Genomic DNA, 24,160 nt, shown 5'->3' on the forward strand with positions numbered 1-24,160 from the left:
GAGCCGTTCGTCAACTGAGTGAGAAGCATTCAGGCAGTTGACCAAGGAGGGGCTCATGGCACACCCAGTCGTCCATGCCGAGATTCGATAGGCGGACCCGACAAGACCCGGCAGTTCTTCGCGGACCTGTTCGGATGGAAGATCCAGTCCGAGGGTGCGTTCCCGGGCTACACGTTCATCGACACCGGGACACCGGACGGGACGTACGTCGCGATCAGTCCGCGGCAGAGCGCCGAGGACGAGGTCCTGTTCTTCGTGGCCGTCGAGGACGTAGCGGCGACGCTCGCGCACGCCGAGAAGCTCGGCGGAAGCATCGTCCAGCCGGCCCAGAAGGTCCCGGGCACGAGCTTCGGTGTCTTCGCCGATGCCCAGGGCCACAAGATCGGAGTCGCTAGTACCGAGGGAGCGTGATCGCTCGGGCGGCGTCGTGGATGGGCTGGGTGACCTTGGCGATCATCGCGTTCCTGCCCGGCATCTTCGGTAGGACCCGCAACATCATCGCGCCGAACCAGCTCTGCAGCGCACTCTTCGACACCATCCGCCCGAGGTTGTCGCGGCCGAGTTTCAGATTGCGTGCGACGTAGGGGCGCATCAGGCGTTCGTAGTGGGTGAATGCTGTCCGGTGGTTGGATCTGGACAGCTCACCGGCAAGTACATACGCACCGACCAGGGCGAGGCTGGTGCCCTGGCCGGACGTGAAGGCCGGGCAATACGCCGCATCGCCGACCAAGCTCACGCGATCGACCGAGTACCGCGTCAGTTGCACCTGGCTGACCGTGTCGAAGTAGAAGTCGTCCGAGCGCACGATCGCGTCCAGCAGGCGGTCACTCTCCCAGCCGGCACCGTGGAACGTGTCGTTCAGGATCTTCTGCTGCTGCTCGACATCGCGGCGGTCGTAGCTGAGGTTCGGCGCGGTGAAGAGGAACAGCACCTTGGCATCCTCGGACCGGCCGGTGCTGTAGAGGTTCATGGTCCGGCCCGGAACGGAGTAGACCAGCTCCCACCGATCGAGCGCGAGGTGATTCGGGACAGTCCCGATCGACACGATGTGGCCGAGATCGTGGACAACGTCGTCGGAGCCGAAGGCCAGCTCGCGTACGGCGGAGTGCAGCCCGTCGGCGCCGATCACGAGGTCGAAGGTCCGCGACTCCGCGTGCTGGAAGCTGACCGCACCGGTTGCCGGGTCGAGCTCGGTGATCGTGTCGCCGAAGAGGTACTCGACGTCTGCCCGGGTTTCGTCGTACAGGATCTGGCTGAGGTCGCCGCGCATCACCTCGAGGTCCGCTTCACCGCGACCCATGAAGAGGTCCGCGGGCACGCTGACCAGTCGTTTGCCGGCGCTGTTGACGAAGGACATGAACTGCATGTCCGTCCCGAGGCCTTCGAGTCGATCCTTCAGGCCCATCTGTTCCACCACGTCGATCGCGGCGCCCCGGATGTCGATCTTGTAGCCACCAGGGCGCACCGCCGGCGCCCGCTCGACCACGGTGACGGCGAAACCGTACCGATGCAGCCACCAGGCCAGCGCGGGGCCGGCGATACTCGCGCCGACGATCAATACCCGTCGAGTGCTCATACTCCGAGCACATCACAAGGCACCTTTCACCGATCTGACGCGCTACTCCTTCTCGAGCGCGATCTTCGGCAGGAGGCGATCGAGCCACCGCGGCAGCCACCAGGCCCGGTCACCGAACAACCGCAGTACGGCGGGAACGATCACACACCGGATCAGCAACGCGTCCAGCAGCACCGCCGTCGCCAGCCCGAGCCCGAACTGCTTCAGCATCCGGTCGGGACTGAGCAGGAAGGCCGCGAACACCACGACCATGATCGCGGCCGCCGCGGTGATCACACTTCCCGTGGTAGCGAGTCCTTCCCGCACGGCCTCCCCGGCATCCTTCGTACGACGCCACTCCTCATGCACCCGGGAGATCAGGAACACCTCGTAGTCCATCGACAGCCCGAACACGATCGCGAAGATCATCACCGGGACGAACGCCTCGATCGGACCCGGTTGCGCACCGAACCAGCCCTGCTGGAACACCAGCGTGATCACCCCGAGCGAAGCGCCGATGCTGAGCAGGTTGAGCACGGCCGCCTTCAGCGGGATCAGGATCGAGCGGAAGACCGCCATCAGCAGCAGCGCAGACAACCCGACCACCACGAGCACGAAGATCGGCAGACGCTTGCTTACCGCAGACGCGAAGTCATCGGCTGCCGCCGTCGCACCACCGACCAGGTACGTCGCTCTGGTCTGCGACTCGAGGGCCGGCAACGTCGTCTCCCGCAGTCGGTCCACGAGCTGACTCGTGCCTGCGTCTTGCGGTGCCGACTTGGGAAACGCCAGTACGGTCGAGATCTTGCCGTCCGGGCTCGGTTGTGGCGGTGTCACCGCGGCGATGCCTGGATCGGCGGCAAGCGTCTGGTTGAGGGCCTGTGCCGCCGCCTGGTCGCCTTCGGAGACGATCACCAGCGGACCGTTGAAGCCCGGTCCGAACCCGTCGGCCAGCAGGTCGTATGCCTTCCGGCTGGTCTTGGCCGGGTCGTCCGTGCCCGCGTCCGCGAACCCAAGCCGCATGTTCAGTGCCGGCAACGACAACGCGACCAGCGCGACCGTCCCGAGCAGCAACGGCACCCACGGTCCGCGCTGCACCCTCGCGGCCAGCTTCCGCCACCCTTCACCAGGCGTACGGCGCCTCTTGGCCGCGTGCTTGCGGACACTCCGCTCGATCCGCTTCCCGAACAGGGTCAACAGAGCCGGCAACAGACTGACTGCGGCGAGCATCGTCGTCAGCACGGTCAGCGTGACCCCGAGCGCGATGCCTTGCAGCGAACCGAGTCCCAACGCGAGCAGACCGAGCAGCGCTATCACCACGGTGCAGCCCGCGAACATTACCGACCGGCCGGCGGTGTCCAAGGCAATGGTCGACGCGGTGGCTCGATCGGTCCCGTCCTTCAGCAGCTCATGCCGGAACCGCGAGAAGATCAGCAACGCATAGTCGATCCCGACGCCCAGCCCGACCAGGATCATCACCGGTGCTGTGTACGACGGCAATGTGAAGAAGTGCGACGCGAGGACCAGCAGGCCGAGTGTGCTTCCGACCGCGAACACGGCGGTCAGCAGGGGAAGCGTTGCCGCGAGCAACGATCCGAACAGCAGCACCAGGATCACCAGTGCGGCCAGCAGGCCGGCGCCCTCGGACGCGCCCCCGGCGCTCTCCTGCGCGGACCGGGCCAGATCCCCGCCGACCTCGACCTGCAGGCCGGGCACCCGGAACTGCTGAGCCTTGTCGACGATCGCCCGCACGCCCTCGGCGGGCATGTCCGCCTGGGCGACATCCAGGTTCACCGTGGAGTACGCCGTACGACGGTCTGGTGCGAGTGAGCCGGGCGCGGTGAACGGATCGGCGACCGACGCGACATGTGGAAGGGTCCGGAGCGCGGCGAGCATCGATAGGACGCGTGGCTTCTCCGCCTCGAGTCCCCCGCCGGCCTGCAGGACGATCTGCACCGAAGCGGTGTCGCCCTGCGGCTGGTGCTGGCTGAAGAGGTCGGTCACCCGCTGGGAGTCGGTGCCCGGGAGCGAGTTGTCGTTCTTGTAGGCGCTGCCGACCACTGTCGAGGCCGCGGTCACGGCGACCAGCGCGACCACCCAGAGCAGCAAGGCCAGGCCGGCGTGCCGCATCGACCAGCCGGACACCCGGTGCAGCAGCCCGGATCGGCCGCCCTCCTTCCCGGGCGGTCGTCGTACGGGGGTCTCCACGGTCATCGCCGTGCCTCCTCACTGGGTCGATCCAGCGTCGATACTGTGTCGATATGTAGGTTGGCTACATGTCGTCTCTCGACACTAACAGATCTATGAGTAGACTGGCTACATGAAGGCGGATGCGCTGCGTGGACACCTGGACCCGATGATCCTGGCGGTCGTCGAGCACGAGCCGCTGCACGGCTACGCGATCATGGAGGCGTTGCTGGAGCGCAGCGGCGGCGAGCTCGATCTACCGACCGGGACGCTGTATCCGGCACTGCGGCGGCTCGAGCGGGCCGGCTACCTGGCCAGCGAGTGGAGCACGGTCAGCGGGCGGAAGCGCCGTACCTATCAGCTCACCAGCGCCGGGCAGAAGATGCTTGCCACCGGCAAAGAAGAGTGGGTGACCTTCCGGGCGGTGGTGGAAGGGGTGCTACGCCCGGGCCAGGCGTAGGCCGCGGGCGGCCTGCAGGCTGACGAAGACCAGCGGCAGGACGACGAAGCTCCCGACGATGCTGAAGGCGGGCAGACCCATCGGGTGCGGGGTCGTCGCCGCCATCAGGACGCCGATCGCGGCAATGACGATCGCGCTGACCAGCGCGAAGATCGCGGTGACCCGGCTGACGTGGTCACGGACGAGCGGATGGCGCAGGCCGACACCGGCCGCGAGCACGGCCAGCACGGATCCGGCGATGGCGACCCCACCGATGCCACGGACGATCACCTGGAGGTAGTCGTTCAGCGCGCCCGATTCCGGCTCCTGGGTCCAGCTCCACGCGCCCGCCTGCCACACGATCGGCTGGATGATCAGCGCGAGGAACAGGTACATCGCCGTACGTCGGCTCTGGCTGACCGCGAGCTCTGCCCGGTAGCCGGGCACGACCTCGGCAAGCTCCCCGAAGTCAGCGACAGCCTCGCGCTCGGCGTCCTCGTGATCGAGACCGTCCGCCTCGAAAGCCTCGGTCGCGTCGGTGAGGTGATCCCGCGCTTCGGTCAGCAGGTCAGCCCTGCGGCGACGCGGACCACCGAGCGACTTGCTCAGTGCCGTCAGGTACTCGTCGACCGGCGTACGGGTGCTGGACACGCCTACCAGTATGCGACGGCCCTGGTGGGATCACGTCCGGGGTCCCACTGACTCTTCCCTGACCTTGGACCGGCGACGTCGCCGTACGACGAAGAACCCGACGTACGACGCGACCACGATGACGAAGCCGATCCTCTCCACCGTCGGGGTCGAGCCCTCCGGCCAGAGCCGGCCGTCGAGGTAGTGCTCGATGTACCCGGCCGCGTACGGCGTCTCTCCGCCCCGGCGCCGGAAGTACTTCTCGGTCGCGGTGACCGGGCAACCGAAGTCGACCAGGACGATGACGAGGTTCCACGCGACGATGCCGAGGTGGACCCAGATCAGCTTGGCCCAGCGCCAGGCGAGGTAGCCGCCGATCAGGAAGAACAGCAACAGGGCGCCGTGCACCACCATCACGACGTCCGCTAGGAACCGCCAGATCATGGCTGCGGCGAGGATTCGCGGGTCAGTCCGTCCCGGACCGTCACCGGTGCGGGCGGCGAGTGCTCGGGCCGGATCGCGCCCATCAGGCGCTCCACCGCGGCCTCCATCTCACTGCGCCACGTGATCGTCGAACGCAGGTCGAGCCGGAGCCGGGGATTACGCGGGTGCTCACGGACCACGCCGAAGCCGACGGCCTGGAGGAACTCCGTCGGCCAGACACACCCCGGCCCGTACCAGCGCGAGTCACCGAACGCCTCCACGGCCCGGAACCCACGCTTCAGTACGTCCTTCGCGACCGCCTGGACCAGGATCTTCCCCAGCCCGAGCCCCAGGTAGCGCGGCAGGATCCGTCCGGTCGCCAGTACGACGGCATCCGGACTGACCGGCGCGGTCGGGAACGCCTGGATCCTCGGCAGGTACGCCGCGGGCGCATAGACCGCGAACCCGGCCGGCTCCTCGTCGACGGAAAGCACGACACCCGCCGTACCCCAGTCGAGCAGGAGCTGGGAGAGCCAGGCCTCCTTCTCCAGGCCGGTCCCGCCGTTGCGCTCGGCCTGCCGGGCGGCGACAGGGTCGAGCTCCCAGAACACGCAGTCACGGCACGACACCGGGAGCTCGTCGAGGTTGTCGAGCGTCAGTGGTTCGAGCCGCCGGGCCATCAGCGCATCCGGTCCGGTGGCGGTGTACTCGCTGTGTCCTTGGTCACGGTGGCTGTCACTCCACGGTCATCGACGAGCCGGTTCCGGCGCGGGCGCCGGGGTCCTTGCGTCGGGCGTCACCGTCGCCTCGGGAGCGACGTACCGCTGTTGCACCTTCGCGGCCGGTTGCCGCCGTAGCAGCTCACCGGCGAAACCGGCCAGCACGCCCAGCAGCAGTCCGCCGAACGTCCAGCCGGCTGCCTTGCTCACGCTCATCCGATCATGCCCTTCGGTTGCACCTCCAGGTCGCACCACACCCGCCGGCCGTCTCAGCAGCCAGATCACGGCATGGTCGAACCTGCCCCTATAAGGCATGGTAGTGAGAGGTCGCGCCGATCCACAGCCCGGACACAATTCGAGTCTGTCGACGTAACCTGGTGTCTTCCCCCTCGAGCGCCGTTGGAGTGGCCCCGTGAGTTCTGACGTACCTGATGTCCGGCAGACCCGCCTCGACAACTACGTCGACCGGTACGCAGCCCGGACCAAGGGTATGACCGCATCGGAGATCCGGGCTCTCTTCTCGGTCGCCAGCAGGCCCGAGGTGGTCTCCCTCGCCGGCGGGATGCCGAACATCGCCGGCCTGCCGCTGGACGTGGTCGGCGGCGCGGTCCGGGACCTGGTGATCGACAACGGCGCGGTCGCGATGCAGTACGGCTCCGGCCAGGGCGATCCGACGTTGCGCGACCAGATCTGCGACGTGATGCGGCTGGAGGGGATCGACGCCCACCCGGACGACGTCGTGGTCACGGTGGGCAGCCAGCAGGCGGTCGACCTGGTGACCCGGGTGTTCTGCGACCCCGGGGACGTGGTGATCTGTGAGGCTCCGTCGTACGTCGGTGCTCTCGGGGTGTTCCGTGCGTACCAATGTGAGGTCGTCCATGTCGCGATGGATGACAACGGCGTCGTACCGGAGGCGCTGGAGCAGGCGATCGCCTCGGTGCGGGCAGCCGGTAAGCGGATCAAGTTCTTCTACACGATCCCGAACTTCCACAATCCGGCCGGGGTTTCGCTGTCGGACGAGCGGCGGGCCCGGGTGCTGGAGATCTGTCAGCGCGCGGACCTGCTGATCCTCGAGGACAACCCGTACGGGCTGCTCGGCTTCGACGGTGAGCCGCAGAAGGCGTTGCGGGCGGCCGATCGGGAAGGGGTCATCTACCTCGGCTCGTTCTCGAAGACGTTCGCGCCGGGGTTCCGGGTCGGCTGGGCGGTCGCGCCGCACGCGGTCCGGGAAAAGCTTGTGCTGGCACAGGAATCGGCGACCCTCTGTCCCCCGGTGTTCAGCCAGCTCGCGATCTCGTCGTACCTGATCCGGCACGACTGGCTCGGGCAGGTGAAGCAGTTCCGGGAGATGTACCGGGAACGCCGCGACGCGATGTTGGCGGCCTTGACGGAAAAGATGCCCGCGGCAACGACCTGGACCAGGCCGGGCGGCGGGTTCTACGTGTGGCTCACCTTGCCGGACGGCCTGGACGCGAAGGCGATGCTGCCGCGGGCGGTCACCGCGAGGGTGGCGTACGTACCCGGGACCGCCTTCTTCTCCGACGGTTTCGGCTCGCAATGCATGCGGCTGTCGTACTGCCATCCGACGCCCGAGCGGATCACCGAAGGAGTCGGCCGGCTGGCCGGGGTGATCAACGAGGAGCTCGAGCTGCGGCAGACGTTCGGTCCGCTGACGCCGGGTCCGGGACGCGACTACGACGCTCCGGGACCGGAGCTCAGCTAGGCGACTTTCAGTAATTGCTGGGTCGACAACCGGGGTAACCACGGCGCCGCTGCGGGGCTGCTGCGCAAAGGTTGCGCAATGGATTCGCTGGGTACTCGGGGGTCCTTGACGCGGTAGCGGTACCGTTCCAGTGGGCCTCGGGACCGGCGCCCGTGCCGGAGTCGCCCACGAGTGATCGGGATATTAGTGATGAGTGATCTGGGTCGAGTGCTGGTACTGGCAGGCGGACTGTCACACGAGCGGGACGTCTCGCTCCGGTCCGGGCGGCGGGTCGCTGACGCCCTGCGCAGCGTCGGTGTGGAGGTCGAGCAGCGGGACGTCGACACCGATCTGGTCGAGCGTCTCCGCAACGATCCGCCGGACGCGGTCTTCCCCGTCCTGCACGGCGTCACCGGTGAGGACGGCGCCCTGCGCCAGGTCCTGGACCTTTACGGCGTTCCGTACGTCGGAGCCGACGCGGCTGCCTGCCGGACTGCGTTCGACAAGCCGGTCGCGGCGACCATGGTCGGATCGGCCGGACTCCACACGCCCGCCTCAGTCGTGCTCGGACACGACACGTTCCGCGAACTCGGGGCCGCGGCGCTGATGGAGGCCGTCATCGGCCAGGTTGGCCTGCCGCTGGTGGTCAAGCCTGCTCGCGGCGGTTCCGCGCTGGGTGCGTCGATCGTGCGGTCGGCCGAGGAACTGCCGACGGCGATGGTGAACTGCTACGCGTACGGGCCGGTTGCGTTGATCGAGCAGTACATCGACGGGACCGAGGTCGCGGTCACCGTGGTCGATGTCGGGGACGGGCCGCGCGCCCTGCCTGCGGTGGAGATCCGGCCGGACTCGGGCTTCTACGACTACGAGGCGCGGTACACGGCGGGGGCGACGCAGTTCATCGTTCCCGCGCGGCTTGAACCTGAGGTGGCTGGTGCGTGTGCGGCCGCGGCTGTGTGCGCGCATCAGGCGCTGGGGCTGCGGGATCTGTCCCGGTCGGACCTGGTCGTCGATGCGGCCGGCGTGCCGTGGTTCCTCGAGGTGAACGTGGCGCCTGGGATGACGGAGACGTCGCTGGTGCCGCTCGCCGCGGAGGCCGCGGGGATCGAGCTGGGTGTGCTCTGCCGCGACTTGCTGGCCGCAGCCGCAGCCCGTTGAGCCACTGATGCCAGAGCGGCCTTTGGGTTCGGAGGAGCCGCGGTCGGTGTGGCGGACTGTGCTGACGCCGCGGTGGTCCGGTTTGCTCCTGCTCGCGTTGGCGATCGCCGGCGTGATGACGGCGATGGGCGTCTGGCAACTGGACGTCTACCAATCGAAGACCGCCGCCGCGACCGCCAAACGCGCAGAGGGCTCGCCGGTGGCGCTGCAGTCGCTGTTCTCCATCGACGAGGGCCTGCCGTCAAAGGCTGTCGGTCGCCGCGTGACAGTCGCGGGTACGTGGGGACCGGCCGCGGACCAGGTCCTCATCACCGATCGCCGGCAGGGCTCGGCCGACGGCCTCTGGGTGGTGAGTCCGGTGATGCTTCCCGGCGGTGGCGCCATCATGGTCATTCGTGGATGGGTGCCCTCGGCAACTGATCCTGCAGTCGCAGCGCCCAAAGGCCCTGTACAGCTGAGTGGTTCGATCGTTGCCTCCGAGGCAGAGGACTCCTCCGACGACGCAGCCAAGGGCCGGACGCTGTCGTCACTCCGCATCCCCACGATCGTCCACCTGGTCAACTACCGCGTGTACGACGCCTTCGTCATCCAGTCGTCGCTCGACTCCGGCGTCGTACCGTCACCCGTCCCGGCCGTCGTACCGCCACCGTCTCCACCCACCGATCACGCCGGCCTGCGGAACATCGCCTACGCCTTCCAGTGGTGGGTCTTCGCCGCCTTCACGCTCTGGATGTGGGCCAAGATGGTCCTCGACGCCCGCCGCACCCCCGACGACCCGGAAGACTCCAGTGACGAGCCAGGAACGAGTCCTGGCACCGGACCTGCTGCCGAGCAGGTTGGGTCGGGAGTTGCCGGCGGGCGTGGTGCTGGGGAGGACCAGGCCGGGGAGTCGGTGGAGTCGAGCGGTACCGTTTCAGCGTGACCTCCTCAGCCGATCCCGCCACCTCCGCCACCCCGCAGCCCCTCACTCCCGCCATCCGCGGCGCCCTCACCCGCTACCGCGTGATCGCCTACGTGGTCGGCGTGATGCTCCTGCTGCTGGTGTTCCTGGCGATGCCGCTCAAGTACTTCGCCGACAACCCCGGCGCCATGGACGTGATCGGCCCCCTCCACGGCTTCCTCTACATGGTCTACCTGTTGGCGACCTTCGACCTCTTCCGTCGGGTCCGCTGGTCCCTCCCCCGCCTGGTCCTGATGGCGCTGGCCGGCACCATCCCCTTCTTGTCGTTCTACGCAGAGCGCAAAACCACCCACGAACTCCAGGGCTGACCCCACCCGATGTTTCACATGAAACATCGGCCATGAGTCACTTAATGGTTTTGTCGACAAATCATACGTTTGACAAGTCAGCCACCTCTCACCCCACTAGCTGACCGTCACGCGCCTCCACAGCCCGCGGCACACCAACCGCCCCCGGCACCCGCGACCCCATCCACCGGAGAATCGCGCTCTCAGAGGAATTCCGGCCTTCGCCGATCCCAGAATTCCTCTGTGTACGCGATCCTCAGCCAGCGCGGGCGATGGGGCGGCTTGGGGAGGATCCTCCTCCCGATTCGCGCCAGGATCCTCCCGACATTGGCGCGGCCGCCAGACGTCGAGATTCCTCCCTGAGAACGATTCTCCGGGCCAAGTGACCCGATCGACGGTCACCTTTATGATCACGCCGACGCCCAGGATGCTGCACGAGCGCAGAAGATCCACACCCAACCCGTGCGACCCGGCGAACTACGATTCGCGGGACGACGGTGTAGTTGAGGAAGCGCGACGGCGCGCACCTCAAGGATGGCCGGAGCAGGCGCGACAGAGGAGTGGTCGCGTAGACGTGTGGGCGCGAGCCCGGCCTTCTACTGCTCGTTCTGCTTGTTGGGGTCCATCAGGGTGACGATTCGTTCGAGGTCGTCCAGCGAGGCGAACTCGACGGTGATCTTGCCCTTGGATTTGCCGAGGTCGACCTTTACCCGCGTCTCGAAGCGGTCTGACAGGCGGTCGGCCAGGTCGACCAAGCGCGGCGCGACCGGCTTGTTGCGCCGGCGGGCCGGGGTGGGGTCGTCGCCGTTCATGTCGCCCAGGGCAACGATCTCTTCAACTGTCCGCACCGACAGGCCTTCAGCGACGATCCGCTGCGCCAGCCGCTCGATCGCATCCCCACTGGGAAGACCCAGGAGCGCGCGAGCGTGCCCAGCTGACAACACTCCAGCGGCAACTCGACGCTGCACGGACGCAGGCAGCTTCAGGAGGCGGAGCGTGTTGGAGATCTGCGGCCGCGACCGACCGATCCGGTTCGCGAGCACTTCCTGCGTGCAGCCGAAGTCGTCAAGCATCTGTTGGTACGCCGCCGCCTCTTCCAGCGGGTTCAGCTGGCTGCGGTGCAGGTTCTCCAGGAGCGCGTCCCGGAGCATCACGTCGTCCTGCGTGTCCCGAACGATCGCGGGGATCGTACTCAGGCCGGCCTGCTGGGTCGCACGCCAGCGGCGCTCCCCCATCACCAGCTCGTACTTGTCCTCGGCCAACCGGCGTACGACGATCGGCTGCAGCAGCCCGATCTCCTTCACCGAGTGAACGAGCTCCTCCATCGCCTCCTCATCGAAGACGGTGCGCGGCTGCTTCGGGTTCGGGGAGATCTTGTCGACGTCGATCTCCGCGAACTGAGCCCCAGGTACGGCGGCCAGCTCCGGACCATCGGTCCTCGGCGGTGCACCCGGGATCGAGTGCGACTTGCTGCCGAGCGTCGTCGTACCGGGAGCGGGTGTGCTGGGAATCAACGCACCAAGTCCGCGTCCGAGTCGGGTGTTCATCGCGCTCCCTCGTGTTCGACAGCCTGCTGACCTACTACTGACCGGCCACTCCAACGAGCGGCCACCACTGCTCGCCGTTTCACGTGAAACACCGTGCGACGGCGGATCCGCCGATCAGGCGTTGTTCCGCATCGCGATCTCGCGGGAGGCCTCGAGATATGACAACGCGCCGGCCGAAGCGGGGTCGTACGCGAGCACGGTCTGCCCGTGGCTCGGAGCCTCGGAGATCCGCACCGATCGCGGTACGGCGGTCCGCAGTACGGCGTCCCGGAAGTGACCCCGTACTTCGGCCGCGACCTCGCCGGCCAGCTTGGTCCGGGCGTCGTACATGGTCAGCAGGATGGTGGAGACGTCGAGCCCGGGGTTCAGGTGCGACTTCACCATGTCGATGTGGCGGAGGAGCTGGGACAGACCCTCGAGCGCGTAGTACTCGCTCTGGATCGGGACCAGGACCTCGCGGGCCGCTGTCAGTGCGTTCACCGTCAGCAGGCCCAGCGACGGCGGGCAGTCGATGAAGACGTAGTCGTACTTCTCGCCGGCGGCCTCGGTCTCGGCGAGGTGCGCGTCGAGCGCACGCTTCAGCCGGCTCTCCCGGGCCACGATGCTGACGAGCTCGATCTCGGCACCGGCCAGGTCGATGGTCGCCGGGATGACGACAATGCCCGGGTGCTCGGCGCACGGCTGGATCAGCTTGCCCAGCGACTCGCCCTCGATGATCGCCTCGTAGACACCCGGGGTCCCCTCGGAGTGATCGATGCCGAGTGCCGTCGATGCGTTGCCCTGCGGGTCGAGGTCGATCACCAGGATCCGCGCGCCGTACAGCGCGAGACCGGCGGCGACGTTCACCGTCGTCGTGGTCTTGCCGACGCCACCCTTCTGATTGGCGACGACGAAGACTCGGGTCTCAGCAGGCAGCGGGAACTCGCGGCCCATAGTGCGTCCTTCATTCACCAGCAGGGTCCGTTCGGTGGCGGCGGCGATCGGTGTCTCGAGAAGTCGTCGCTGAAGCTCGTCCGACGTGGCCCGCGCGGCGATCTGTGCGGCAGTCATGGCGCCCATTCCAATAGGTGCGGGACTTGGCCCGAAGAGGATGTCGGTAGGGGTCGGGGCAGCTCTGCCCCCAGCTTCATCCACAGGCCTCTGTGGATGAATCCCCGCGTGGGAAGGCTGTTTCGTACGGTCGTCATCCACAGGCGGTGGAGACTCGGAGAAGTCTGGTTCGGCGTCCACCAGTGACGCCGATTCGGCTGCGGCACCATCATCTCGCAACTCCTCCGTTTCACGTGAAACGGGAGTTCGGTCGAGTACCGGTGATGCGTCGAGACCGCTCGCGGCCACTGCCCGGAGCCCCGAGGTGTCCAGCGGCGGGGCCTCGTCAACTCGCGCCGGGGGTGCCGTCTGAACCGGCGATGGAGTGGCGGCGCGGGCCGGCTTGGGAGAGTCCTGGGTGATCAACAGGACCGCGGAGTCCGGGTCGGTGGGCCAGCCAATGCCTTGGGACGATCTCGGCTCACCCGTGCTCTTCTCGGGCCACCCGAGGGCACGACTCACCAACCCGCTCACCTCCCGCGTCTTCCGTGCCGGGATCCCCCTGCAGCACGTCCGGCCACAATACTCACGACGGTCGTCGGCTGGGCCAGTTCATCCGTGCCGAGTTCATGAATGTGCCACAACTCTGCTCCGAGCGACGTCAGTTCACGTTCTGAGGCGTCCAATTCCTCCTCAGCGGAGGATCCCTTCATCGCGAGCATCAGCCCCCCTTCGACACACAGTGGCAAGCACCACCCGGCAAGTTTGCCCAATGGAGCCACCGCCCGCGAAGTCACCACGTCGTACGACGCCCGCGGAAGTTCTTCGGCCCTGGCCCGGACAACGGTCGCGTTGTCCAGACCGAGGGACTCGACCGCCTCTTCGAGGAAAGTCGTGCGTCGGAGCAGTGGCTCGACGAGCGCGATCTCGAGGTCGGGGCGAACGAGCGCGAGCACGATCCCGGGCAGGCCGGCCCCGGTGCCGATGTCGGCGACCGAAGCCTCCGCCGGGATCAGGCGCTCGAGGACGGCACAGTTCAAGAGGTGGCGATCCCAGAGTCGCGGAACCTCGCGTGGACCGATCAGTCCGCGCAGAGTCCCCTCGGTCGCCAGTAGATCGGCGTACGCCGAAAGCCGGACCGCCGCCCGTGGATACAGCTTCTCCACGAGCGGCGGTGTTTCACGTGAAACGGATCCGGTCACGGGGCCCCCGGCCTGGACTGAGGAACGTAGGGAGCGAAGCGACCGGAGAGACGAGGGAAGGCCGGGGACCAAGGCCCCGTGACCCGCCGCGCCGGAGGCGTGGCATTCAGCGTCGTCACAAGCCACCGGTCATGCTGGTTGCACCACGACGCGGCGGCGGGGCTCCTCGCCCTCGGACTCGCTGGTCAGGCCGGCGGCCGCGACGACGTCGTGCACGACCTTGCGCTCGAACGGCGTCATCGGGTCCAGCTTGACCGGAGCTCCGGACGCGGTGGCCTCCTCGACCGCCTTGCGTCCGACCTCTTCCAGTTCGGCCTTTCGGTTCGCCCGGTAGTTCGACACGTCCAGCATCAGCCGGGACCGCTCACCGGTCTCCCGGTAGACCGCCAGCCGGGTCAGCTCCTGGAGCGCCTCCAGCACCTTCCCGTTCTCACCGACGAGGTTGTTCAGCTCCGCGCCGACGATCGAGACCGCGGCCCGATCGCCGTCGATGTCCATGTCGATGTCGCCGTCGAGGTCGGCGATGTCCAGCAACTCCTCGAGGTAGTCGGCGGCGATGTCGCTCTCCGCCTCCAGCGCCTTCAGCCGATCTCCGGCGGTGCTGGTCGTACCGGCGGACTGCTCCGCCGCCTCTGTGTTCTGCATGCCGTCGCTCACGGCCACTCCTTCACAATGTCGAGATCCGCCCCACGGGGACCCAGGTCGTACGCAAGCAGGGAGAGCAACCGGTGCACGCCAATCAGCGCGAGCCGCCGGGCTTCTTCTGCGCCGCCTTCTTCTGCGCGGCTGACTTCGCCGCGGGCTGGCGCTTCGGTGTCCCCTTCTTGCCGGCCGGCTGCTTCTTGGCAGCACCGGCCTGAGTCTTCTTGGCCGCACTCGGCTGGGCGTTCGAGTTCGTCTGCCCATTGCTCGCCGCGGTCGGGGTGTCCTCCGCAGCAGGCGTCGTCGCGGGTCCGGTCTTGCGGTCGCTGCGCGACTGGCGCTTCGGCTGCTGACGCTGCGCCGGGCGACGGTCCTGCACGGTCTCCGTCGCGGTCTCGGCGCCCTTCAGACCCTCGTCCTCCGGGCGGCCGGCGCGACGGTTGTGCTCGCGCTTGCGGGCCTCCATCGCGTCGTACGCCGGGGTGCCCGGGGCCGGGTTGCGGCGGATCACATAGAACTGCTGACCCATCGTCCACACGTTGGAGACGAACCAGTAGATCAGCACACCGATCGGGAAGTTGAAGCCACCGATCAGGAAGAACACCGGGAAGACGTACAGCATGATCTTCTGCATCTGAGCGGCCTGGCCGGTCAGCGCTTCCTTCGGCATGTTCTTGCGCATCAGCTGCAGCTGCGTGGTGAACATCGTCGCGGTCATCAGGATGATCAGCACGATCGCGACGACCTTGACGTTGCCGGCGCCGTCGCCGTTCGCCTTCAGGAAGGTCTGCGAGATCTCCGCACCGAAGATCTTCGCGTGCTGCAGCGAGCCGACGTGCGGCTTCATGATCTCGCTGTGCCACTGCCCCTTGGCGGCATAGTCGAGCACGCGGAACAGGGCCAGGAAGATCGGGGACTGCAGCAGCAGCGGCAGGCACGAGGAGAGCGGGTTGGTCCCGGTCTCCTTGTACAGCTTCATCATTTCCTGACCGAGCTTCTCCCGGTCATGGCCGTACTTCTTCTGCAGCTCCTTCATCTTCGGCTGAAGCAGCTGCATGTTCCGGCTGGAACGGATCTGCCGGACGAAGAGCGGGATCAGCAGGGTCCGGATCACGATCGTCAGGCCGGCGATCGACAACGCCCAGGCCCAGCCGCCGTTCGGATCCAGGACCTGGCCGAGCAGCCAGTGCCAGCCGACGAGCAGCGCCGAAACGGCCCAGTACAGCGGCGTCATGACAGTGTTGAACAGGTCTACGATCCCGTCCCACACCGCGAGCCCGGGGATGGCCAGAAGAGTCACTCATGCACCTCGCTGCGCAGGCCCGGCGTCGGCTGACGGTTCGGGCTGGTTGGCGGAGATCGAGTCTCCGCGCTGGTCGACATCTTTGGGTGGAACGGGGTCGTAGCCGCCGGGGTTCCACGGGTGGCAGCGAAGGAGTCTCCTCATCGCCAGCCAGCAACCGCGCACCGCACCGTGGCGCTCGACCGCCTCCAGGGCGTACGCCGAACAACTCGGGTAGAACCGGCACACCTGGCCATACATCGGGCTGATGATGAGCCGGTACGCCTTCAGGAAAAGGATGATCCCGCTCTTCACGGGATTGAACTTCATGACTGCCCCAGCAGCCGGCGCAGTGCGCCGTCCACGTCCGCCGCGAGTTCGTCGTACGACGCGGTCGACGACGACGGCAGCGCCCGGACGACGGTCAGGCTGCCGGCCGGGAGATCGGGGAGTCGCGCTGCCAGGACAGCACGCAGACGGCGGTGGACCCGGTTCCGCAGAACCGCGTTGCCCACCGCCTTGTTCACCACGAATCCGACGCGAGCGGGCTCGGCCTCGACGTGGTTCGCGGCGTCGTCTCCCTGACTGCCCCGAACGAGCAGGTGCAGCACCACCGCGCGCCGGCCCGCGCGCCGTCCAGACCGAACGGCGCGGCGGAAGTCGTCGGACCGACGGAGCCGGTTCGACGCGGGCAACACGAGGTGGTCACCGTCGAAGAGGTCGCTCAGGCCGCGAGGCGCTGGCGACCCTTGCCACGGCGGGCGGCGATGATGGCGCGACCCGCACGGGTGCGCATACGAAGACGGAAGCCGTGCTTCTTGTGCCGACGACGGTTGTTCGGCTGGAACGTCCGCTTGCTCACTGGAATGACTCCGGTTACTCGAGAACACAGAATTGTCGACAAATCCACTGGTAGATCTGCCGATGGTGCAAAGTCCCGCACACCGTCGGTGAACCAGGAGTGGTCCCGCAGGGAGCGCAGCACGAAACGGCCGGCTCAACACCGACTGATCCACGGTACGTGGCCGCCTGTGGACAGGTCAAACCAGTCGTCCCCAGAGTTGTCCACAGGCCTGTGGAAAGAATAGTGGACAGCCGATCGGTGGACTGTTCGTCACTGTCTGGAGGCGGCCGCCACCGAAAGCGATCGCAAACCACGACTACGCTCCGCCGTCTACCCGACACGCCGGAGGTTGCCCCCAATTTGGACTTCATAGCCTGTGGATGACGGCTTGAAGCAGGCTGGGGAGACTTGTTAGCGTCAGCCCCTCACACCAGAGGTCCCATACCCCGCGATCGGTAACCAACCTGCTCCACCCGTCGTTCACAACTGTGGACAACCGTGTGGACAGTGCGGCGATCGGCAGCGGAACCAGCTACCGCGCTGAGCCGAACAGCACCACGACTCACCGGCCGCACGGTGTTTGGGTCGAACGGTCGCGCATCCCGGGTCCGCCTGGAACGCGCCGGCCACCGCAGCGATGGATTCGGGGAGCAACGCGTGGTCGAGGACCATTCCGCCAGTGCGGAATACACACCGGCGGAATACACACCGGCGCGGTACGGACCGGTCTACACCGGCCCGCAGTACACCGGCGACGGCGGACAGGACCTCCGGCCCGACCCGGTCGCCGACTTCCGCACCGAGGTCGCCCCACCAGAATTCCCCACCGAGCCCCGAGCAGAGTTCCCGGCCGATCCCGAGCCTGAGCCACCAACTGAGCCGCGGGCCGAGGTTCCGCCGGCCCCGGAACCTGAGCCGGAGCCCGAGCAGCTCGCGCAGCCGGAGCTGTTTCCCCATCCAGAACCCGAGCCACAGCCTGAGCTGTTCCCGCATCCGGAGCCGGAGCAGCCACAGCTGGATCTGTCCGGGCACCTCAGCCCGTCGCTCCCGATCCCGATGCCCCCGGAGTACGACGGCTACCGCCCACCCACCTACCCGGAGCCGGTCCAGCCGGCGCAGGGGTATCCGGAACCGGCCCGCCCCGCGCAGGGGTACCCGGACCCGGTTCGTCCCGAGCCGGTGCACCCTGCACAGGGGTATCCCGAGCCTGTGCAGACCCGTCCGGAGTACGACGGTTATCGCTACCGCTCCGACCTCGAGCGGGCCGCGACCGATCTTCCCGCCGGTACGGCGTACTTCGGTACGGCGCCGGCCGTGAGCAATCTCGGATACCCGAGCAGCAGCAATACCTGGAGTCGTGAGCAGTACCCCGCGGCCAGCACTGACAGTGGGGACGCAGTGGCACGGAACGAGGGTGATGCACGTGCGCACGGTGACCACGGAACTCCCGACGAACCACAACCAGTTGTCGAGACGCCGGTCGAACCACACCCGGCCGAACCCGCACCCCAGCAACAACCGCACGCCCAGACCGCACCCCAGCAACAGCCCCACGCCCAGACGGCACCCCAGCACCAGCCTCAGGTCCAGGCCCAGCCGGCGCCCCAGCCCCAGCAGCCCACGCAGCCGGAACCTCAGCCACAGCAGGCACCTCAGCCTCAGCCGGAACCGGTGGCGCCGGTGATGGACCTCGGCGATGCCTGGAGCCGCGTCCTGGCCGGCCTCCCGCCGAACCAGCGCGCCTGGCTGACGAACTCGCGCCCGGTCACGCTGCACGAGAGCACAGCAATCGTCGCCGTACCCGACGACTTCACCCGCGGTCAGTTGGAGACACGGCTGCGCCCGGACCTCGAGCGGATCCTGACCGAGAGCTTCGGCCGCGACATCCGGATAGCCGTCACCGTCGACCCGACGCTCGACCCCGAGGTGCGCGAACAGCCCGCGCCGCCGGCTCCCGTCGTACGCGAGCCGCTGAGGACCGAAGGCGCGTACCAGCCGACGATCCAGTCCGCGCTGAGCGATCCGGACCAGGGGCCGCAGTTCAGTCCGCCACGTCCGGAGCCGACCCAACCGCAGCACTACGAGCAGCCGGCACCTCAGCAGTACGCCCCGCCGGTGCAGCAGCCGCAGCAGCAGTTCGGACAGCAACAGCCGATGCCGAACGGCGCGCCTCCGCCCCACCAGCCCACCGAGGGACAAGGTGAGGCGCGGCTGAATCCGAAGTACACCTTCGAGACCTTCGTCATCGGCAGCTCGAACCGGTTCGCGCACGCGGCCGCGGTCGCCGTCGCCGAGGCACCGGGCAAGGCGTACAACCCACAGCTGATCTACGGCGACTCCGGTCTGGGCAAGACCCACCTGCTGCACGCGATCGGCCACTACGTACGCAGCCTCTACACCGGGGCCCGGGTCCGGTACGTGTCGAGCGAAGAGTTCACCAACGACTTCATCAACGCGATCCGCGACGACAAGGCGTCCCAGTTCCAGCGCCGGTACCGCGATGTCGACGTACTACTGATCGACGACATCCAGTTCCTCGAGGGCAAGATCCAGACCCAGGAAGAGTTCTTCCACACCTTCAACACCCTCCACAACGCGAACAAGCAGATCGTGATCAGCTCCGACCGGGCGCCGAAACGCCTGGAAGCGTTGGAGGATCGGCTGCGCAACCGGTTCGAGTGGGGTCTGATCACCGACATCCAGCCGCCCGACCTCGAGACCCGGATCGCGATCCTGCGGAAGAAGGCAGCGACCGAGCGACTGACCGCGCCGCCGGAGGTGCTGGAGTTCATCGCGTCGAAGGTGCAGACGAACATCCGTGAGCTCGAGGGCGCACTGATCCGCGTCACCGCGTTCGCCAGCCTGAACCGTCAGCCGGTCGACCTGAGCCTGGCCGAGATCGTGCTGAAGGACCTGATTCCCGAAGGCAGCAAGCCCGAGGTGACGGCCAGCATGATCATGGGCCAGACCGCGTCGTACTTCGGACTGTCGATCGACGACCTGTGTGGCTCGAGCCGCAGCCGGGTCCTGGTCACCGCACGCCAGATCGCCATGTATCTGTGCCGCGAGCTCACCGACCTCTCACTGCCGAAGATCGGTCAGCAGTTCGGCGGCCGCGACCACACCACGGTGATGCACGCCGAACGGAAGATCCGGCAGCTGATGTCCGAGCGACGCAGCGTTTTCAACCAGGTCACCGAGCTCACGAACCGGATCAAGCACCAGGCGAAGCAGCAATGAGTGGCCGCGTCGAATCGCTTGTACGCCGAGCGCTACGACGCGGTCACCGAACCACACAGGGTGGGGATACAGCTGTGGATAACTGTGGGTATTGCCGTGGACACTTCGGCCTTTGTTGTGGATTGGCTGTGGGGACAGAATCCGTCGTACCCAGCCGTCCCCAACACAGCGAGAGCTCGTCCACACGCAGTGCACAGGCCGATTCGGGGTCTGACCTGCGAAGTCGCCGCTTTTCCACACTATCCACCGGTGCGAAGAACACTATGGAATCTGTAGAGGAATCCCAGTCCACAAAACGATGGAGCGGCCCAACCTGGGGAAAACCCCGGACTCGCTTCGAGTTGACGCACCTGTCAGGCTGTCCTCAACAGCACCGGAACGACGCCGACGCGACCCGCCCGAAGCGCCACGTCACGCCCAGTTGGCGCACAGCACACTTGTCCGTGGCAGGATCTGCCTGGCACACAGCCGAATCAGGAGGCACCCAGCGGTGAAGTTTCGCGTCGAGCGCGACGTACTGGCCGAGTCGGTGGCCTGGGCCGCGCGCAGCTTGCCCAGTCGTCCCAGCGTTCCGATCCTTGCCGGCCTTCTGGTCGAGGCCGAGGACGGGCAGATCACTCTGTCCGGTTTCGACTACGAGACCTCGGTCCGGGTCACCGTGCCCGCACAGGTCGCGGACGCCGGTAAGTGCCTGATCTCCGGCCGGCTCGTGGCCGACATCTCGAAGAGTCTTCCGAACCAGCCCGTGGACATCGCGGTGGACGGCGCCAAGGCTCAAGTGACCTGTGGCAGTTCGCGGTTCACGCTCCAAACGCTTCCTACAGAGGAATATCCGGCTTTGCCGGAGCTTCCGGCGGCCAGCGGGACGGTCAAGGCCGATGTCTTCGCCCAGGCGGTCTCCCAGGTCGTGACCGCGGCCGGGCGTGAGGACACGCTGCCGGTGCTGACCGGTGTCCGGGTCGAGATCGAGGGCTCCACGATCTCCCTGCTGGCCACCGACCGCTACCGGCTCGCGATCCGCGAGCTCGAGTGGAACCCGCAGTCCCCCGATGCGTCCGCAGCTGCTCTCGTGCCGGCCCGGGTGCTGTCCGAGACCGCGAAGGCGATGACCGGGTCGGACGTGATCGTCTCCCTGGCCGCGCCCGGTACCGGCGACGGCATCGTCGGCTTCGAGGGCGAGGTGTCCGGCGGCAACCGTCGCGCCACCACCCGGCTGCTCGACGGCGAGTTCCCGAAGGTCCGCGGCATCATCCCGACCGACGCAGCGATCGCGACCCGGGTCCGGATCGAGACGGCGACGCTGGTCGAGGCGGTCAAGCGCGTCGCGTTGGTCGCCGAGCGCAATGCACCGGTCCGGCTGACGTTCAGCGACGAGGGTGTGACGCTCGACGCCGGCAGCGGTGACGAGGCGCAGGCGTCCGAGTCGATCGAGGCGCGGGTCGTCGGTGACCCGGTGACCGTAGGCTTCAATCCGACGTACCTGCTCGACGGTCTGAACGCGATCGGTACGCCGGTCGCGCACCTGGCCTTCACGCAGGCGACGAAGCCGGCCGAACTGACCGGTGTGCGGGACTTCGACGGTGAACCGATCAGCGAGTTCAGGTACGTGCTGATGCCGGTCCGCCTGAACAGCTGAACGCCAACAGAACAAGGGGAAATCGCCATGGAGCTCGGCCTTGTCGGTCTCGGCAAGATGGGCGGCAATATGCGCCAGCGGATTCGCAACGCTGGTCACACCGTGGTCGGGTTCGACCACAACCAGGACATCTCCGATGCCAAGGACCTGGCCGACCTGGTCGGGAAGCTCACCGCCACCGACCAGCCGAAGGTGGTCTGGATCATGGTGCCGGTGCAGGCCATCGATCCGGTCGTCACCGAGCTGGCCGAGCTGCTCTCGCCCGGCGACATCGTCATCGACGGCGGCAACAGCCGTTGGACCGATGACACCCGGCGGGCCGCGCAGCTCGCCGAGAAGGGCATCAAGTTCGCCGACTGCGGTGTCTCCGGCGGCGTCTGGGGCCTGGAGAACGGCTACGCCCTGATGTGCGGCGGCGAGCAGGACACCATCGCGACCGCGATGCCGATCTTCGAAGCGCTCAAGCCCGAGGGCGAGTTCGGCTTCGTGCACGCCGGCAAGGTCGGCGCCGGCCACTTCACCAAGATGGTCCACAACGGCATCGAGTACGGCATCATGCAGGCGTACGCCGAGGGCTTCGAGCTGCTCGAGGCCGCGGACATCGTGGACAACGTGCCGGCCGCGTTCGACTCCTGGCGCGAGGGCACCGTGATCCGGTCCTGGCTGCTGGACCTGATGGTGATCGCGCTCAAGGAAGACACCCACCTGGACAAGATCCGCGGGTATGCCGACGACTCCGGTGAAGGCCGGTGGACCGTCGAGGCCGCGATCGACAACGCCGTACCGGTGCCGGCCATTGCGGCGGCGCTGTTCGCCCGGTTCGCGTCCCGGCAGGACGACTCGCCGGCGATGAAGGCGATCGCGGCGATGCGCAACCAGTTCGGCGGCCACGCGGTGAAGGGTGCCGAGTCCGCCGACCCGTCGTACGCGACGCCCCCGATCAAGCACTGAGGTGTTCGTCACCGCCCTGGGTCTGCTCGACTTCCGGTCCTACCAGCAGGCGGAGGTCCAGCTCGCCCCGGGCGTGACGGCCTTCGTCGGGCCGAACGGCCACGGCAAGACCAACCTGGTCGAGGCGATCCACTACACCGCGACACTCGGTTCGCACCGGGTGGCGAACGACGCACCGCTGGTGCGGGCCGGCGCCACCCGGGCGATCGTGCGGACCGAGGTCCGCAGTCAGTACGACCGCGATGTGGTGATCGAGCTTGAAATCAATCCTGGGAGGGCAAATCGGGCTCGCGTGAACCGTTCGCCGGTGCCGCGGCCACGGGAAGTCCTCGGTCTGCTCCGGACGGTACTGTTCGCGCCCGAGGATCTCGCCCTGGTGAAAGGCGATCCGTCCGAGCGGCGCCGGTTCATGGACGAGTTGCTCACGCTGCGGTCGCCACGGATGGCCGGAGTCCGGCAGGACTACGACCGGGTGCTCAAGCAACGGAACTCGTTGCTCCGCAGCGCCTCGATGGCCCGCCGGCAGAACCGGTCGAGCGCAGCCGAAGGACAGTTGCGCACGCTGGAAGTCTGGGATTCGAACCTGGCCCGGACCGGCTCGGAACTACTCGCCACCCGGTTGGAGTTGCTGGAATCCCTGCGCCCGTTGGTCTCCAGCTCGTACGACGCTGTTGCCCGAGGCAAGGGTGATGCCCGGCTCGAGTACAAGTCGTCGGTCCCGCTCGAGCCCGGAGTCACGTCACGGGAGCAGCTGGCCGAGGTATTGATGGAGGCGGTCCGGGACAAGCGGCAGGACGAGCTCGATCGGGGCGTGTCGCTGGTCGGTCCGCACCGCGATGACGTCGTACTCGGGCTCGGGGACTTGCCTGCGAAGGGGTATGCGAGTCACGGTGAGTCCTGGTCGTTCGCGCTGGCGTTGCGGCTGGCGTCGTACGAACTGCTGCGAGCGGACGGGGGTGAGCCGGTGCTGATCCTGGACGACGTGTTCGCCGAGCTCGACACCCAGCGCCGGGACCGGCTGGCCGAGCTGGTGGCGCCGGCGGAGCAGGTGCTGGTGACCGCCGCGGTCGGCGCGGACGTGCCCGCTGAGCTCAGTGGTGCGCGGTTCGACGTCGGTGACGGGGTCGTTCAACGTGCCTGAACCCCGGAATTCCTCTGAGAGCGGCCCTGAGAACGAGGCTGGGAACGACGCCGCTCCGGATCCGGCGGTAGAACCCGAGCACGACAAGCAAGGCCTGGACCTGGCGAAATCGCTCGCGGGCCGGTTGAAGGGCATGAGCCCGGTCAAACCGATGAAGCGGCGCCGGCGGCCGCGGATCGACGGCGCGCAGATCAGCAGCGCGCGCCCCGACGACCGCGATCCGCAGAAGCTGACCAACACCCTCGGCCGGCTGATGCGTGACCAGGGCTGGGAGGTCGACGTCGCTGTACACGGCGTGATGGCTCGCTGGCCGTCGATCGTCGGGCCTGAAATGGCGGAGCACTGCACGCCGGAGTCGTACCAGGACACCGAGCTCACCGTGCGTACGTCGTCCACCGCGTGGGCCACCCAGCTCAAGCTGCTCGCTCCCGACCTGGTCCGCCGCCTGAACGCCGAACTCGGCGACGGCACGGTCACCCGCGTCAACGTTCAGGGCCCCCACACGCCCAGCTGGCGCAAGGGCCCCCGCACCATCCGCGGCGGCCGCGGCCCCCGCGACACCTACGGCTAACCACCTGCCGAGAG

At 67.5% G+C, this 24,160-nt stretch carries 24 protein-coding genes and 1 pseudogene; 11 read left to right on the plus strand and 14 right to left on the minus strand.

Annotated elements, in window-relative coordinates:
• Positions 1–18 precede the first annotated feature (18 nt).
• Positions 19–411, plus strand: coding sequence for a VOC family protein (locus AB0L70_RS02780; RefSeq protein WP_363679220.1), 393 nt, complete (start codon positions 19–21; stop codon positions 409–411).
• Here the strand turns inward: AB0L70_RS02780 and AB0L70_RS02785 are convergent.
• Both AB0L70_RS02785 and AB0L70_RS02790 read right to left on the minus strand, forming a co-directional pair.
• Positions 392–1,576: an FAD-dependent monooxygenase gene (locus AB0L70_RS02785; RefSeq protein ID WP_363679222.1), complete on the minus strand. Its 1,185-nt coding sequence runs from the start codon at positions 1,574–1,576 to the stop codon at positions 392–394. The two genes, AB0L70_RS02780 and AB0L70_RS02785, sit on opposite strands and share 20 nt — an antisense overlap.
• Before the next feature lie 42 nt (positions 1,577–1,618).
• Positions 1,619–3,769 carry an MMPL family transporter gene (locus AB0L70_RS02790; protein ID WP_363679224.1) on the minus strand — a complete coding sequence of 717 codons (2,151 nt, stop codon included), beginning with the start codon at positions 3,767–3,769 and terminating at the stop codon, positions 1,619–1,621.
• Between the two features lie 106 nt (positions 3,770–3,875).
• Here AB0L70_RS02790 and AB0L70_RS02795 point away from each other — a divergent pair, with 106 nt between their 5' ends.
• Positions 3,876–4,202 (plus strand): helix-turn-helix transcriptional regulator, encoded by a 327-nt coding sequence (locus AB0L70_RS02795; protein ID WP_363679226.1) that lies wholly within the window; start codon positions 3,876–3,878, stop codon positions 4,200–4,202.
• On the opposite strand, the gene AB0L70_RS02800 is transcribed toward AB0L70_RS02795, so the two are convergent.
• From AB0L70_RS02800 to AB0L70_RS02815, 4 genes are all read right to left on the minus strand, one after another.
• A complete protein-coding gene (locus tag AB0L70_RS02800; RefSeq protein ID WP_363679228.1) occupies positions 4,182–4,832 on the minus strand; it encodes a permease prefix domain 1-containing protein in 651 nt (216 codons plus the stop codon). The two genes, AB0L70_RS02795 and AB0L70_RS02800, sit on opposite strands and share 21 nt — an antisense overlap.
• 30 nt (positions 4,833–4,862) lie before the next feature.
• Positions 4,863–5,255, minus strand: coding sequence for a DUF2784 domain-containing protein (locus tag AB0L70_RS02805; protein WP_363679230.1), 393 nt, complete (start codon positions 5,253–5,255; stop codon positions 4,863–4,865).
• A complete protein-coding gene (locus AB0L70_RS02810; RefSeq protein ID WP_363679232.1) occupies positions 5,252–5,914 on the minus strand; it encodes a GNAT family N-acetyltransferase in 663 nt (220 codons plus the stop codon). The genes AB0L70_RS02805 and AB0L70_RS02810 overlap by 4 nt, the downstream gene beginning before the upstream one ends.
• Before the next feature lie 66 nt (positions 5,915–5,980).
• Positions 5,981–6,169 (minus strand): hypothetical protein, encoded by a 189-nt coding sequence (locus AB0L70_RS02815; protein ID WP_363679234.1) that lies wholly within the window; start codon positions 6,167–6,169, stop codon positions 5,981–5,983.
• 196 nt (positions 6,170–6,365) lie between these two features.
• On the opposite strand from AB0L70_RS02815, the gene AB0L70_RS02820 reads away from it, so the two are divergent.
• From AB0L70_RS02820 to AB0L70_RS02835, 4 genes are all read left to right on the plus strand, one after another.
• Positions 6,366–7,676 carry a PLP-dependent aminotransferase family protein gene (locus AB0L70_RS02820; RefSeq protein WP_363679236.1) on the plus strand — a complete coding sequence of 437 codons (1,311 nt, stop codon included), beginning with the start codon at positions 6,366–6,368 and terminating at the stop codon, positions 7,674–7,676.
• 189 nt (positions 7,677–7,865) lie between these two features.
• Positions 7,866–8,813 carry a D-alanine--D-alanine ligase gene (locus AB0L70_RS02825; RefSeq protein WP_363679238.1) on the plus strand — a complete coding sequence of 316 codons (948 nt, stop codon included), beginning with the start codon at positions 7,866–7,868 and terminating at the stop codon, positions 8,811–8,813.
• Between the two features lie 7 nt (positions 8,814–8,820).
• Positions 8,821–9,735 carry an SURF1 family protein gene (locus AB0L70_RS02830; protein WP_363679240.1) on the plus strand — a complete coding sequence of 305 codons (915 nt, stop codon included), beginning with the start codon at positions 8,821–8,823 and terminating at the stop codon, positions 9,733–9,735.
• On the plus strand, positions 9,732–10,082 hold the full coding sequence (locus AB0L70_RS02835; protein ID WP_363679242.1) for a DUF3817 domain-containing protein: 351 nt from the start codon (positions 9,732–9,734) through the stop codon (positions 10,080–10,082). The genes AB0L70_RS02830 and AB0L70_RS02835 overlap by 4 nt, the downstream gene beginning before the upstream one ends.
• 575 nt (positions 10,083–10,657) lie before the next feature.
• On the opposite strand, the gene AB0L70_RS02840 is transcribed toward AB0L70_RS02835, so the two are convergent.
• The 8 genes and pseudogenes from AB0L70_RS02840 to rpmH all read right to left on the minus strand — a co-directional run bounded on the left by AB0L70_RS02840 (position 10,658) and on the right by rpmH (position 16,625).
• A complete protein-coding gene (locus AB0L70_RS02840; RefSeq protein ID WP_363679244.1) occupies positions 10,658–11,608 on the minus strand; it encodes a ParB/RepB/Spo0J family partition protein in 951 nt (316 codons plus the stop codon).
• 114 nt (positions 11,609–11,722) lie between these two features.
• On the minus strand, positions 11,723–12,658 hold the full coding sequence (locus tag AB0L70_RS02845) for an AAA family ATPase (RefSeq protein WP_363679246.1): 936 nt from the start codon (positions 12,656–12,658) through the stop codon (positions 11,723–11,725).
• Between the two features lie 509 nt (positions 12,659–13,167).
• On the minus strand, positions 13,168–13,803 hold the full coding sequence (gene rsmG, locus AB0L70_RS02850) for a 16S rRNA (guanine(527)-N(7))-methyltransferase RsmG (protein ID WP_363679248.1): 636 nt from the start codon (positions 13,801–13,803) through the stop codon (positions 13,168–13,170).
• 165 nt (positions 13,804–13,968) lie between these two features.
• Positions 13,969–14,484 carry a R3H domain-containing nucleic acid-binding protein gene (locus AB0L70_RS02855; RefSeq protein WP_363679959.1) on the minus strand — a complete coding sequence of 172 codons (516 nt, stop codon included), beginning with the start codon at positions 14,482–14,484 and terminating at the stop codon, positions 13,969–13,971.
• 310 nt (positions 14,485–14,794) lie between these two features.
• Positions 14,795–15,772, minus strand: a pseudogene (yidC, locus tag AB0L70_RS02860) (membrane protein insertase YidC); the annotation flags it as partial.
• Positions 15,773–15,781: 9 nt separating this feature from the next.
• A complete protein-coding gene (gene yidD, locus AB0L70_RS02865; protein ID WP_363679250.1) occupies positions 15,782–16,093 on the minus strand; it encodes a membrane protein insertion efficiency factor YidD in 312 nt (103 codons plus the stop codon).
• Positions 16,090–16,461 carry a ribonuclease P protein component gene (gene rnpA, locus AB0L70_RS02870; protein WP_363679252.1) on the minus strand — a complete coding sequence of 124 codons (372 nt, stop codon included), beginning with the start codon at positions 16,459–16,461 and terminating at the stop codon, positions 16,090–16,092. The genes yidD and rnpA overlap by 4 nt, the downstream gene beginning before the upstream one ends.
• 26 nt (positions 16,462–16,487) lie before the next feature.
• Entirely contained in the window at positions 16,488–16,625 is a 138-nt protein-coding gene (gene rpmH, locus AB0L70_RS02875) for a 50S ribosomal protein L34 (protein WP_130386492.1), read from the minus strand.
• 639 nt (positions 16,626–17,264) lie between these two features.
• On the opposite strand from rpmH, the gene dnaA reads away from it, so the two are divergent.
• The 5 genes from dnaA (at position 17,265) to AB0L70_RS02900 (ending at position 24,146) form a co-directional block, all read left to right on the plus strand.
• On the plus strand, positions 17,265–19,847 hold the full coding sequence (gene dnaA, locus AB0L70_RS02880; protein ID WP_363679255.1) for a chromosomal replication initiator protein DnaA: 2,583 nt from the start codon (positions 17,265–17,267) through the stop codon (positions 19,845–19,847).
• A gap of 490 nt (positions 19,848–20,337) precedes the next feature.
• Positions 20,338–21,483, plus strand: a complete 1,146-nt coding sequence (dnaN, locus tag AB0L70_RS02885; protein WP_363679257.1) for a DNA polymerase III subunit beta — start codon at positions 20,338–20,340, stop codon at positions 21,481–21,483.
• Positions 21,484–21,510: 27 nt separating this feature from the next.
• Entirely contained in the window at positions 21,511–22,434 is a 924-nt protein-coding gene (gene gnd, locus AB0L70_RS02890; protein WP_363679259.1) for a phosphogluconate dehydrogenase (NAD(+)-dependent, decarboxylating), read from the plus strand.
• A gap of 1 nt (position 22,435) precedes the next feature.
• Positions 22,436–23,575, plus strand: a complete 1,140-nt coding sequence (recF, locus tag AB0L70_RS02895; RefSeq protein WP_363679261.1) for a DNA replication/repair protein RecF — start codon at positions 22,436–22,438, stop codon at positions 23,573–23,575.
• Entirely contained in the window at positions 23,568–24,146 is a 579-nt protein-coding gene (locus AB0L70_RS02900; RefSeq protein ID WP_363679263.1) for a DciA family protein, read from the plus strand. The genes recF and AB0L70_RS02900 overlap by 8 nt, the downstream gene beginning before the upstream one ends.
• Positions 24,147–24,160: the final 14 nt, after the last annotated feature.

The organism is Kribbella sp. NPDC051952 (assembly GCF_040680855.1).
GTDB lineage: Bacteria > Actinomycetota > Actinomycetes > Propionibacteriales > Kribbellaceae > Kribbella.